This is a genomic window from Curtobacterium sp. MWU13-2055, assembly GCF_023242305.1.
Taxonomy (GTDB): domain Bacteria; phylum Actinomycetota; class Actinomycetes; order Actinomycetales; family Microbacteriaceae; genus Curtobacterium.
In genome coordinates, this window is the sequence record NZ_JALLIO010000005.1 from 47,137 (window position 1) to 59,674 (window position 12,538).

At 71.2% G+C, this 12,538-nt stretch carries 11 protein-coding genes; 6 read left to right on the plus strand and 5 right to left on the minus strand.

The features are described 5' to 3' along the window. Positions 1–185 precede the first annotated feature (185 nt). Complete coding sequence (locus M4960_RS11895; protein WP_123339114.1) at positions 186–626, plus strand: OsmC family protein; 441 nt, start codon at positions 186–188, stop codon at positions 624–626. Between the two features lie 113 nt (positions 627–739). Next, a complete protein-coding gene (locus tag M4960_RS11900) occupies positions 740–2,269 on the plus strand; it encodes a threonine/serine exporter ThrE family protein (protein WP_123937295.1) in 1,530 nt (509 codons plus the stop codon). Positions 2,270–2,360: 91 nt separating this feature from the next. On the opposite strand, the gene M4960_RS11905 is transcribed toward M4960_RS11900, so the two are convergent. Beyond that, positions 2,361–3,044 (minus strand): TetR/AcrR family transcriptional regulator, encoded by a 684-nt coding sequence (locus M4960_RS11905; RefSeq protein ID WP_248704345.1) that lies wholly within the window; start codon positions 3,042–3,044, stop codon positions 2,361–2,363. Between the two features lie 179 nt (positions 3,045–3,223). Here M4960_RS11905 and M4960_RS11910 point away from each other — a divergent pair, with 179 nt between their 5' ends. After that, positions 3,224–3,541 carry a hypothetical protein gene (locus M4960_RS11910; RefSeq protein ID WP_123937293.1) on the plus strand — a complete coding sequence of 106 codons (318 nt, stop codon included), beginning with the start codon at positions 3,224–3,226 and terminating at the stop codon, positions 3,539–3,541. A 114-nt stretch (positions 3,542–3,655) separates the two neighbouring features. Here the strand turns inward: M4960_RS11910 and M4960_RS11915 are convergent, their stop codons facing one another. After that, positions 3,656–4,597 (minus strand): SDR family oxidoreductase, encoded by a 942-nt coding sequence (locus M4960_RS11915; RefSeq protein ID WP_248704346.1) that lies wholly within the window; start codon positions 4,595–4,597, stop codon positions 3,656–3,658. A 198-nt stretch (positions 4,598–4,795) separates the two neighbouring features. On the opposite strand from M4960_RS11915, the gene M4960_RS11920 reads away from it, so the two are divergent. Next, entirely contained in the window at positions 4,796–5,512 is a 717-nt protein-coding gene (locus M4960_RS11920; RefSeq protein WP_123294854.1) for a hypothetical protein, read from the plus strand. Position 5,513: 1 nt separating this feature from the next. On the opposite strand, the gene M4960_RS11925 is transcribed toward M4960_RS11920, so the two are convergent. The 3 genes from M4960_RS11925 to M4960_RS11935 form a co-directional block, all read right to left on the minus strand. Continuing rightward, positions 5,514–6,296: an endonuclease/exonuclease/phosphatase family protein gene (locus tag M4960_RS11925; RefSeq protein ID WP_248704347.1), complete on the minus strand. Its 783-nt coding sequence runs from the start codon at positions 6,294–6,296 to the stop codon at positions 5,514–5,516. A gap of 34 nt (positions 6,297–6,330) precedes the next feature. Then, positions 6,331–7,824, minus strand: coding sequence for an LCP family protein (locus tag M4960_RS11930; protein WP_248704348.1), 1,494 nt, complete (start codon positions 7,822–7,824; stop codon positions 6,331–6,333). A gap of 88 nt (positions 7,825–7,912) precedes the next feature. Then, the gene (locus M4960_RS11935; RefSeq protein WP_248704349.1) at positions 7,913–9,265 is read right to left on the minus strand and encodes an MFS transporter; all 1,353 of its coding nucleotides are present in this window, start codon (positions 9,263–9,265) and stop codon (positions 7,913–7,915) included. 109 nt (positions 9,266–9,374) lie between these two features. Between M4960_RS11935 and M4960_RS11940 the strand changes: the two genes are divergently transcribed. Together M4960_RS11940 and M4960_RS11945 are read left to right on the plus strand one after the other, a co-directional pair. Next, entirely contained in the window at positions 9,375–11,621 is a 2,247-nt protein-coding gene (locus M4960_RS11940; protein ID WP_248704350.1) for an FAD-dependent oxidoreductase, read from the plus strand. Between the two features lie 29 nt (positions 11,622–11,650). Then, positions 11,651–12,427 (plus strand): IclR family transcriptional regulator, encoded by a 777-nt coding sequence (locus M4960_RS11945; RefSeq protein WP_248704351.1) that lies wholly within the window; start codon positions 11,651–11,653, stop codon positions 12,425–12,427. The last annotated feature ends 111 nt before the right edge of the window (positions 12,428–12,538 follow it).

A 12,538-nucleotide genomic window follows, 5' to 3' on the forward strand; every position in this document is an offset into this window, starting at 1 on the left:
CCTGTTGTCGTGCGCAACACTTGTCGCCCAGCCGCCCGACTTCACCAAGTGCGCGAGCACGCGCGCGCGGAACACTGGCGAACCCTGCGTCTTCGCCGTGAGCCGGTTGCGAGAACGCGCGTTCTCCGCTTGACTCGGCTGCGACGGTCCCGCTCGGGTCCGATCCCCACACGAAAGGAGCGGCCATGCCCACGCGCACCGCACGCACCGCCTGGAACGGCGGCCTCAACGACGGTTCCGGCCAGGTCGAACTCTCCAGCTCGAAGGTCGGCACCTACGACGTCTCGTTCCCGAAGCGCGCCGCTGACGAGGCCGGTGGCAGCACCAGCCCCGAGGAGCTCATCGCCGCCGCACACTCGGCCTGCTACGCCATGCAGTTCTCCGCCGTCCTCGGTGAGGCCGGCGGCACGGTCGAGGCCCTCGACGTCAAGGCCGACGTCTCGCTCGGCCCGGACTCGGCCGGCGGCTTCAAGCTCACCGGCATCGCCCTGACCGTGCACGGTGAGGTCACCGGCATCGACGAGGCGACCTTCCTCAAGGCCGCCGAGGACGCCAAGGCGACCTGCCCGGTCAGCAAGGCGCTCACCGGCGTCGAGATCACGCTCGACGCGACGTTCGAGCAGTAGTCGGGTCGCGTCCGAGACGCGACCGACCACCTGACGGGAGGCCCGGTGCCAGCTGGCACCGGGCCTCCCGTCCGCTCTGGTCGCGTCCAGATCGCGACTGGCACCATGGTCGGATGGCCGAGCAGCACTTCCCCGGCGAACCCAAGCCGGGGCGCCCACACCGGCCGCCCCGCCCCCGACGCCGCAGCCTGGCGCAGCACGACCTGCGCGACGCCCGTGCCCGACTGCGCGGCACGATCTACGAGCACGTCGAACCCGACGCCAAGGGTCGCGACCAGTACACCGCGGCGCAGATCGTCGACTTCTGCCTCGACCTGGCCGAGGTGATGCTCGCCTCCGGCGCCGACACCCGCAGCGTCGAGACCGCCGTCGTCGCGGTGTCGACGAAGTGGAACCTGGCACCGCTCGACCTCGACTTCTCCGGCAGCTCGGTGACGATCCAGTACGCGCCGGCCGACATCCCGCCGCTCGTGAAGGTCCGGACAGTGAGTTCCGACGGCTCCGACCTCGACCGACTCGCGCGCGCGAACCAGATCGTGGACGACCTGATCCACGACCAACGGGACATGACCTCGGGCGTGAGCGCCCTCGTGGCGGTGCTGCGGATGCCGCCGCGCTGGCCCACGTGGCTCGCCGACGTCGGGCTCTCGATCCTGGGGACCTCGATCGCGATGCAGGCCGGTGGTGGGTGGCGAGCGGGCATCGGCGCCTTCGTGCTGATGTTCGGGATCATCCTGTCCGGGCGCTGGCTGACCGGTCGTGGCTACCCGCAGTTCTTCGTGTCCGGCGCGCAGGGAGCGGTCGCGTCGGTGATCGGCACCCTGGCCATCGGAGTGGGCGTCCTGCACCCGGCGGGTGCCGCCACGATGGTGGCGGCCCTGGTGGTGCTGCTCCTGCCGCACGTCTCGCTCGTGACGTGGGCCCAGGACGCGATCTCCGGCTTCCGTGCGATGGCGGTCGCCCGGGCGTTCTACATCGGCTTGGTCATCGCCGCCATCGTCGTGGGGGTGCCCGCGGGGATCGCGATGACGAAGTGGCTGCACCTCGAGGTCGACCCGTCGGGCATCGTCACCCAGGCGTTGCCGTTGTGGGCGTCGCTCTCGCTCACCGTGGTGTCGGCCGGGGCGAACTGCTTCGTGCAGCAGGCCAGTGCGCGGGTGATCCCCGTCGCCGTGGTGTTCTCGGTGGCGGCGGGGGCCTCGCTGTGGGGGCTGCGGCAGCTCGGCCTGCCGCTGCTCGGCGCGACGTTCCTGGCCGCGGTCCTGCTCGGCGTGCTCTCCACCTACGCAGCGGCGCGGATGCGGACCGCGGTCGCGGCGATCGCGGTGCCGGCGTTCTGCGGAGCGCTGCTGCCCGGTGTCGCCGTGTCGAACGCACTGCTGAACTTCATGTCGGGCTCGTCGAGTGCGGCCCTCGACTTCGTGGCCGCGGTCTCCGTGGCGCTCGGGATCGGCGCCGGGCTCGTGCTCGGCGGCCTGTTCGCGACACCTGGTGCGCGCCGTGCGCTCCGGCGGACCCGTCGGGTCGTCGTGCACTCGGTCCACAACGACACCACCGCGCTCCGGGTCATCCGCGACACCGGGTACGACCCCGGCGACGGCTCGGTGCCGCGCGGGTCACGGTCGGCGCCGGACGGACGCTGACGGTGCGGCGCTCCGGACGGGCGCTGCCGGTCCGGCGCTCCGGACGGGCGCTGCCGGTCCGGCGCTCCGGACGGGCGCTGCCGATCCGGGCTCAGATGTCCCAGCTGCCGTCGTCGCCGTCGCTCCACGTCGCGTGCCGGCGGGCTGCCTGCGGCTCGTAGCGCTCCATCCAGCCGCGCTCGAGTCGGGCCACCGCACGGTCGAACGCCGGCACCAGGTCGAGGTCCGTGCGGAGCAGGGCCTGGAGCTGCAGGCCTTCGTACAGCGCGATGAGCTGTTCGGCTCCGCGGCGGGGTTCCATGGTGTGCGGGGCGCGGCCGACGGCGATGTCGTGCTCGAGGCCGCGCTTCACCTGGGCGTAGAAGAGCTGGTAGCGCGACCGCAGGTAGGTCGCCATCGGGTGCTCGGCGTTGCCCGCGACGGACAGCAGGGCGACGAGCAGGCGCATGAGCGCGGGGTCCTCGGCGTTCGACGCGACGATCGCGCGCAGGAGCTCGACGGTCGAACCGTCGCCGACCTCGCGGGTGACCTCGTCCATCCGACCGCCGTTCCAGCGGTCGACGGCTGCGAGCACCAGGCCGTCCCAGGACGGGAAGTGCTGTTCGAGCTCCTCGACGGAGATGCCCATCCGCTCGGCCACGTGCACGGCGCGTGCTTCGTGGAACGGGACGTCACGGAGCAGGTCGACGGTGGCCCCCACGATCGTGATCCGCAGGTGCAGGGTCGCCGCCGCGGCCGCTGCGGCCTGCGTGTCGGCGCTGGTGTTCTCGAGCATCGTGCCCTCCGTCGTTCCACGGACGTCCTGTCCGAGGTCTCCCCGAGTCCGGGGCACGTCCATCCAAACGCAGAACGGGGGACAACAGAATCCCCGGTACGGGTGTCAGCACATGGGGGGACACGGACACTGGCACCACGCCCAGCGCGTTCGCACGGATCCGTGTGACGATGCCGGGCATGACCCCGAACGACCCCACCGCACAGGGACTCGCGACGATGGCCTCGGCCGGCTTCGAGTTCGGCGGCGACCCGGAGCAGGTCGCGCACGACGTCCGCGCGATGTGGGAACAGCTCGGGCGGCCCGCGGGCGCGTTCGGGGCGGCGGCCCAGGCGATCGCCGTGCTGCCCCAGCGCCCCGAGGTGCCGATCGCCGACCAGGCCCGCCGCCGCGCGTTCGAGCACGCGATCGGCATCAACCCGGTCGAGGTCGAGCTCGCGGCAGCACTGTCGGCGCGGGAGCTCCTCGAACGGATGGCGCGCGCGGTCACCTGCTGACGTCGCCACGGCCCGCAGACGGGACCACCCGGACGACGGGAGGCGCGGTACCCACCGGCACCGCGCCTCCCGTCAGCCCGTCGGCCCGTCGGACGTCGGCCCGTCGGCGACGCGCTACGGCGTCGGCATCCCACCGTCGACGTGGAGCGTCTCGCCCACGACGTACGACGACTCACCGCTCGCCAGGAACACGTACGCCGGCGCGAGCTCGGCCGGCTGGCCCCAGCGGCCCAGGTAGGTCTGCTCGCCCGCGGACGGCAGCGCCTCCGGCGGCTGCCCGCCGGCAGGCTGCAGCGGCGTCCAGATCGGTCCCGGTGCGACGGCGTTGACGCGGATGCCCTTCGGCGCGAGCTGCGCAGCCAGGCCCTTCGCCAGGTTGTTCACGGTGGCCTTCGTGGCCGCGTAGTGCACCAGGTGCGGCGACGGCGCGTAGGCCTGGATCGACGTCGTGTTGATGATCGTCGAGCCCGGCTGCAGGTGCGGCACGGCGGCCTTCGTGATCCGGAAGGTCGCGTAGGCGTTCGTCTTGAACGTCTCGTCGAACTCCTCGTCCGAGATGTCCTCGATCGAGGAGACGTTCTGCTGCTTGCCCGCGTTGTTCACCAGGATGTCGATCCCGCCGAGCTGCGCGACGGTGTCGGCGACGATCTGCTCGCAGACCGCGAGCGAGGTGATGTCGCCGGGCAGCGCGACGGCCTTGCGGCCGGCTGCCTCGATGAGCGCGATGATGCGGTCGGCGTCCTCCTGCTCCTCGGGCAGGTACGAGATCGCGACGTCGGCGCCCTCGCGTGCGTAGGCGATGGCGACCGCTGCGCCGATGCCGGAGTCGCCACCGGTGACGAGGGCCTTGCGGCCCGTCAGCCGTCCGGAGCCGCGGTAGGTGTCCTCGCCGTGGTCGGCGGGGACGTTCTCCGCCATCTCGGCGTCGGTGCCGGCGCCCTCGAGGTACTGCTCGTCGGGCTTCTTGTCGGCGTACATCTTCGTCGGGTCCTGCATGGAGTACTGGTCGAGCGCTGCTTGGTCGAGCCCTGCCTGGTCGTTCTGCTGGTCCGTCATGCCGCCGACGGTACGCAGGGGCCCACCACGGGCCGTCCAGGAGGCTGTCCCCCGGCGCGCGGTGCGGCCAGCGTCCGCCGGCCGCACCGGTCCAGGGCCGCAACTGCGTCTTCCTCGTTTGTCACGGTCCGGTGACGGCCAGGACCCGATTCGGTAACACCTGTCGTTCTGGACGGATCAGGGTCGTACCGTCGAACGGTGACCCCTCGGACCCTGCTGGCGCTCGGCGCTGCCGTGCTCGCCTTCTCGGCCGGTGCGCTGGCGCTCGACGGCACCACCGGGCTCGGTGCGGACACCGCCGTGGCGGCGGAGACGTCGCACGACGCCGCTCCGGTGCACGTGTCCAACGCGAAGCTCCGGCGGGTCGACTCCATCGAGCTCGACGCCGAGTCCCTGGTGCTCCGCAACGGCGGGAAGACCGTAGTCGAGTCGTCGATGCGCGACTCCCGGTTGACCGTGAGCCTGCTCGACCGCCTGCTCGGCACCCCGTCGCGCACGCAGACCGCCGAGGGCGACGGCGGCGCGTGCTTCCCGGCCGGCACCACCTACACGTGGGGCGGCGCCATCCGGGTCGCGGCCCTGACCACCGATGCGCAGGCGGGCAACGCCGTCGAGGTCCGTGTGCTGCGCGACCAGGTCCGCAGCCGGCTCGGTGCACGGATCGAGCTGACCGGCCCCGGCGGCGTCCAGGTCGGCGACGACATCGCCGACGAGATCGCGGACGCCCCGCGCTCCGAACGAGTGTCCTTCGGCTCCGACGACTTCCGCGCGTGGCAGTTGCTGCTGCGTGCAGGCTGGGGCTCCAGCGACGACCAGGACTCCTCCGGCACGAACGGCGTCTCGGCCCTGACGGACGACACCACGGTCACGGTGCTCGGCTCGCCGATGCCCGTGCACGCCCAGCGGAGCTGCTGACTCACACGCGGATCGTCGCGATCACCGGGAAGTGATCGCTCGCGAACCACGTCTCCGGCCCGTCGTGGTCGATCACGACCCGGTCGACGCCGGCGACTCCGCGGGTCAGCACCCAGTCGATGCGCTCCCCGGTGTCCACCGGCGGCTGCCAGTCGTTGAACGTCGCCGTCCGGTCCCCCGGGTCGCCCGCGAGCAGCCAGGTGTCGTCGAACCCGGCGTCGGCGAAGACCCGTGACGCGGTTCCGGCGCCGGCCGGCTCGTTGCAGTCCCCGGCGACGATGACCGGACCGGTCTCCCGCGCCAGCCGCTCGACGATGAGCGACGCGCTCTTCCCGCGCACCTCGTCGCCGTGCGCGCCGAGTTCGTGGTCCAGGTGCGTGGTGAGCACCGTGACGGCCGGCCCGTCGGTGTCGAGGAACACGGCGTGGTTTGCGATGCGGGGGAACAGGCTGCCCCACGTGTTCGAGACCGGTTCGTCCGGGGTGTCCGACAGCCAGAACGACCCCGCGTCGGTCGGTCGGAACCGGTCGCGTCGGTAGAACACCGCCGGGTGCTCCCCCGCGGTGCCGCCCTCGCGCCCCTGTCCGACGTCCGCGTGGTCCGGCAGCCCGGCGCGCAGGTCGTCGAGCTGGTGCGCGAAGGCCTCCTGCACGCACACGAGGTCGGGGTCGTGCCGGCGGATGACGTCGAGGAGCACGGGGAGCCGGGCCGGCCAGTCGTGCTCCGGATCCGGGTTCTTGATGTTGTAGGTCATCAGGACGATCGGACGCGTTGCGCTGCTCACCCCTCGAACCTAGCGACCCGGTCCGGCCACGGCCTCAGTTGATGCAGGTGCCCTCGGTGCCGTAGTTGTGCACGTCGGTGGACTTCGGCGCGGGTTCCTTGGACGCCTGCTTGCTCGGCTTCGACCCGGAACCGGTGCTCGCGGGCTTCGACGCGGTCGCGCTCGGCTCGCTGGCGGCCTTCGCGGTCTTGCCGTCGGTGCCGAGCACGAGCGTGACGCCGGTGACCGCGCTGGTCCGGACGGCGACGGCACCGGGCACGGCCGCCGCGATCGCCTTCGCCTGCGACTCCTGGCCGGCCGGGTACTGCACCTGGGTGACCTTCGTGGTGGCCGAGGAACCAGCCGGTGCGACCTGGAACCCGCGGCTGGTCAGGACCTGCCCGGCTGCGGTCGCGGCACCCTCGACGCCGCTGCCGTTCATCACGGTGACCGAGGTGTTCGCCGGCTGGGCGCGACCGGCCTTGGCGTAGGCCTCCGGTTCGCCGACCAGGCCCTGCACGAAGGCGGGCAGGCCGACGGTGTCGACCTCGACGATGGACAGCGCCGAACCGTTCACGTAGATGGTCGGCGTGCCGAGGGTCGGGATCGTGGCCGACTGGATGTTCGCGGGGCGCAGGTTCCGCATCTGCGAGGCGAGGTCGATCAGGTTGGTGTCGGTCTGGATCGATCCCCCGACGGCCTTCAGGATGTTGCCCATCTTGACCGGGTTCAGCAGCGTGCCGGCGGACGTGACCTTCCGGGCCTCCTGCGACAGGAAGTACTGCTGGCGGACGTTGCGGTCGAGGTCGCCGTTCGGCAGGCCCTTGCGCTGTCGGACGAAGGACAGCGCCTCCTTGGCGTTGAGCGTCGACTTCCCCGCGGGCAGGTCGACGCCGGAGTCCTTGTCCTGGGCAGCCTGGTTGAGGCAGACCTCGACCGGGCCGAGCTCCTTGACCACCTGGTAGAAGCCGAGCAGTGAGACGCGGACGTAGTGGTCGATCTGCAGACCGCTCAGGTTCTCGATGGTCTTGATGAGCATCTTCGCACCTCCGGTGTCGCCGCCACCGTTGAGCGTGCCGTAGTAGAAGGCGCTGTTGAGCTTGCCCTTGCCCACGTCGGGGATGTCGACGTACGAGTCACGGGGGAACGAGATCATCGTCGCTTGCGTGCCGTCGGCGTTGATGTGCAGGACGATCATCGTGTCGGTGTTCGTCGCGCCACCGTCCGACGTCGTGCTGAGTTCCGCCATCTGCTCGGGGGTGGCGTTCTCCGGCCGGTGGTCGTCACCGACGAGCAGGATGTTCTGCGCCTTGCCGTCGACGTCGTCCTTCGTGTCCTTCTTACCGGTGATCGCGTTGACGATCGTGACCCCGCCGGACAGCTGGTTGTACGCGTACGCCGCGTAGCCGCCGCTCAGCACGACGGCCATGGTGAGCACACCCGCGATCGCCGGGAACACCACACCCGCTCGTCGCTTCTGGCGCCCGTGGCGCGGCGTCACGGCACCGCGGCGCGCGGGCTCCGTCGTCTGCTCGGGTTCGTTGCTCACCGGGAAACCATAACCGGAGCGCGCGCAGGGGACATGGAATCCGCCTGGAAGGTCACTCCACAGCCCCTGCGACCGGCCCGCGCTCGGCTCACTCGGCGACGAGTCCCTGCTTGTTCGTCTCGCGCGCCCGGAGCACCGTCACGCCGGTGATCGCGGCGGCGGCCATCACGTAGAAGGCCGGCGCGAACGTGTTGCCCGTCGCGCTGATCAGCCACGTGGCGAAGTACGGGGTGATGCCACCGAAGAGCGCCACGCTGATGTTGTAGGCGATGCCCATCGACCCGTAGCGGATGGCGGTCGGGAACAGTTCGGCCATCGCGGCGCTCATTGCCCCGTCGAACGCGGCCATGAACAGCCCGAGCACCACCATCGCGGCTGCGGCGGCCCAGAAGTTGCCGGCGTCCATGAGCATGAGCGTCGGGTAGGTCAGCACCAGGAACCCCGCGCACCCGGCGAGCATCACGGGCTTCCGGCCGATCTTGTCCGACAGCAGGCCGAAGAACGGGACGAGGCCGGCGATCACCAGGAAGCCGATGACGACGACCCCGTACGAGACGAGCGGCGAGTACCCGAGGTCCGCCTGCAGGTACGAGGGCATGAAGGTCTGCAGGATCCAGTGGCCGACGGCCTTGAGGACGACGAACCCGACGCAGAAGAGCAGGGCCTTCCACCCGGTCCGGAGCGAGCGGCGGAGCGGGTTCTTCGCGAGTTCCCCCTTGGCCTTGAGCGCGCGGAACTCCGGGGTGTCCTCGAGCTTCGTGCGCAGGTACAACCCGACCAGACCGAGCGGCACCGCGACGAGGAACAGGACGCGCCACCCCCACGACTCGAGGGCTCCGTCCCCGGCGATCGCCGTGAACAGGAAGACCAGGCCACCACCGACGATGAACGCCGCGAAGCCGAAGACGTCGATGAAGCTCGTCACGAAGCCGCGCCGGTTCGACGGGGCGTACTCGGCCAGGAGCGTCGTCGCCCCGGCGCCCTCGCCACCGGCGGCGAAGCCCTGCACCAGCCGCACCACGACGAGCAGGATCGGTGCGAGCATCCCGACGCTCTGGTACGTCGGCAGGATGCCCATCACGGCGGTCGCGCCGCTCGTGATCAGGATGACCGTGGCCAGCGTGGTCTTCCGGCCGACCCGGTCACCGAGCGACCCCCAGAACAGCCCACCGAGCGGACGCATCACGAAGCCGGCACCGAACACGGCGAAGGCCGACAGCAGTGCGACCTGCGGGTCGCCCTGTTTGAAGAAGTACAGCGAGATGACGGTCGCCAACGTGCCGTAGAGGCCGAAGTCGAACCACTCGACGAAGTGTCCGACGCCGGCGGCGACGATCACCTTCCGCATGCCCTGGCGGCGTGCGTCGTCGCCCAGGGCCACCTGGACGTCGGGGGCGGTGGCGGCATCGACGCTGGGTTGCGTCCGGGTTCCGTCGCTCATGGGTGGGGCCTCACACTTCGTTGTCGAGAATTCGTTGACGATAGCACTCGCCGGGCACACATTGCCACACAGTGGGAAAGACACGCCACCGAGTGATACCGTTCCGACCATGCAATCCCGTGAACAGCACCACGACGTCGTGGTCGTCGGCGGCGGTCTCGCCGGTGTCAGCGCGGCCGTCGCCGCCGCCCGCCTCGGCTCGAGCGTCGCCCTCGTCACCAACCGGCCGGTCCTCGGCGGCAACGCCTCGAGCGAGATCCGGGTGTGGGTGGTCGGCGCGACGGCGCACGGCACGCAGCGGTTCGCCCGCGAGACCGGGATCATGGGCGAGCTCTTCCTCGAGAACCAGTACCGGAACCCGCAGGGCAACGCGGTCTACTGGGACCAGGTCGTGCTCGACCTGGTCCGGGCCGAGCCGAACGTGCACCTGCACCTCAACACCGACGTCCGGACCGTGCAGACCACGGACGACGACAGCGGCGCACCACGCATCACCGCCGTCACGGGGTGGACCATGGGGTCCGAGATCGAGACGACGTTCACCGCACCGGTGTTCCTCGACTGCACGGGCGACGGCCTCGTCGGGGCTCTCGCCGGCGCCGAGTACCGCATCGGGCGCGAGGGCCGCGACGAGCACGGGGAGGAGTGGGCGCCGGAAACGGCTGACGACGAACTGCTCGGCAGTTCGATCTTCTTCTCCACGCACGGCACCGGCCGCCCCGAGAAGTTCGTGCCGCCGTCGATCGCGAAGGACCTCGGCACGACGCCGATCCTGGCGAACCGGGCGATCCGGACCGGCGACAACGGCTGCAACTACTGGTGGATCGAGTGGGGCGGCGAACTCGACACCGTCGCCGAGAACGAACGCATCCGCGACGAGCTCTGGGGCGTCGTCTACGGCATCTGGGACCACATCAAGAACTCGGGGGCGTTCGACGCGGACACCCTGACGCTCGACTGGGTGGGCGCGATCCCCGGCAAGCGCGAGTACCGCCGGTTCGTCGGCGACCACACCCTGACGCAGCAGGACCTGCTCGAGCAGCGTTCGTTCCCCGACACGGTGGCGTTCGGCGGTTGGTCGATCGACCTGCACCCCGTCGAGGGCGTCTACGCCGAGACCGCCGGCGCCCAGCAGCGGTACACCGACGGCACCTACGACATCCCGTTCCGGTCGCTGTACTCGGCGAACGTGTCGAACCTGCTGTTCGCCGGCCGGGACATCTCCGCGTCGCACGTCGCGTTCGGGTCCACCCGGGTGATGGCCACCTGCGCAGCCCAGGGGCAGGCAGCCGGCACCGCCGCGCACCTGGTCGCCCGGCACAGCACGACGCCACGGTCCCTCGGCACCGAGCAGATCGCCCTGCTGCAGCAGACCCTGCTGCGCGAGGACGCACCGGTCATCGGGGTCCGCGCCGACGACCCCGCCGACCTGGCCCGCACCGCCCGCATCACCGCGAGCAGCGAGCTGACCACGATCGACACGACGCCGTTCGCGACCGCCGACCGCTTCGACCTGGACCGCGACGTCGCGATCCTCCTGCCCGCCGACCCCGCGCTCGGCGAGTTCCGGCTCCGCACCGAGGCGGACGACGACACCGAGCTCACCATCGAGCTCTGGACCACCGGCAAGCCCCAGAACTACGCCCCGATCGACCACGTCAGCACGCACTCCGCACACGTCGCCGCCGGACCGGGCGAAGCAGTGGTCGACCTGGACTTCCACCCGGACGCACCCTGCAACGCGGTCGTCGTGGTCCGTCGGCAGCCCGGCGTCCGACTGGTCCTGACCGACGGCCACCCCTACGGCGTGATGGCCCTGCGCGCCCGCGCTGCCGACGACGAGCAGTTCGACGACCACATCCCCGAGGAGTCCGGACAGCCCGTGACGGACTGGGAGGCGCGCGCCCTGCGCGGACACGCGTTCGCGTTCACCGCAGCCGGCGAGACGGACGCGTGGCGGGCCTCCCGGGTCAGCGACGGCCACCAGCGCCCGTTCGGCGGACCGCACATGTGGTCGTCCGACGCGGGTGCCGGCGCAGCCGTGCTCTCGCTCGACTGGGCGGAGCCCGTCGACGTCCGCCAGGTGCGCATCGTCTGGAACGACGACGTCGACGCCGACCTCATCAACCTGCACCACCACCGGACCCCCTGGGACGCCGTGCCCACACTCGCCCGCGACTACCGGATCGAGGCGTGCGCCGACGGGACCTGGCGGACGCTCGCCGCGGTCGACGCGAACCGACACCGCCATCGCGTCCACGACGTCGATCCGGTGCGCACGGCCGCCCTGCGGGTCGTCGTGACCGCGACGAACGGGTCCCCGTTCGTCACCGCGAGCGCCGTGAAGATCTCCTGACGCGCGCCGGGACGGGCCAGAATGAGGGGATGGCGACCACCCCTCCGAACCAGAGCATCGAGCGAGCCGCAGCGGTCCTCGGTGCGCTCGGCGCGTCCGACGGCGCGGTGCGCGCCTCCGACATCGCGCGGGCGGTCGGCCTGGGGACCTCGACCACCGGGCGGCTCCTGGCGACGCTCGAGTCGCTCGAGTACGTCCGACGCGATCCGGAGACCCAGGCGTACTCGGTCGGTCGGGCCGTGCTCGAGCTCGCCAGCCAGGGGCTCAACCACAACCCGGTGCACCGCGAGAGCCGCTCGGCGGCGCAGGAACTCGCGCACCGCGTCGGGCTGACCGCCAACGTCGGCGTGCAGGACGCCGCGTCGTGCATCTACCTCTGCCACTTCGAGGGGTCGCTCGCGCCGAAGTCGCACACGATGATCGGGATGCGGCAGCCGATGCACGCGTCCGCACTCGGCAAGGCGCTGATGCTCGACCTGTCTCCGGACGAACGGCGCTCGCTGCTCGGGGACGACCTGGCCCGGTACACCGACCACACGATCACGACGCACGACGCCCTGACGGCCGATCTCGCCGCCTCGGCGAAGCGCGGCTGGTGCGAGGAGAACCAGGAGCTGGCGCTCGGCCGGTTCTGCATCGCGGCACCGATCCGCAACGCCTCGGGGCGGATCGCGGCGGCGCTGTCGATCTCGGGGCGCCTGACGCAGCTGCGCGACCGTGACCTGGACTCCCTCGCCGAGGACCTCATCGAGGTCGCCGACCGCATCAGCGTCGGCCTCGGGATGATCAGCGCCGTCGCGCACTGACGCGCTGGTCGCGGCCCGCCGCCCGCCGGGACGGGATTCCCGCGAAAGCGACAGTCTGCCGCGGACTGTTCGCGGACATCTGTCGCTTTCGCGCCCGAGACGCGCGTGACG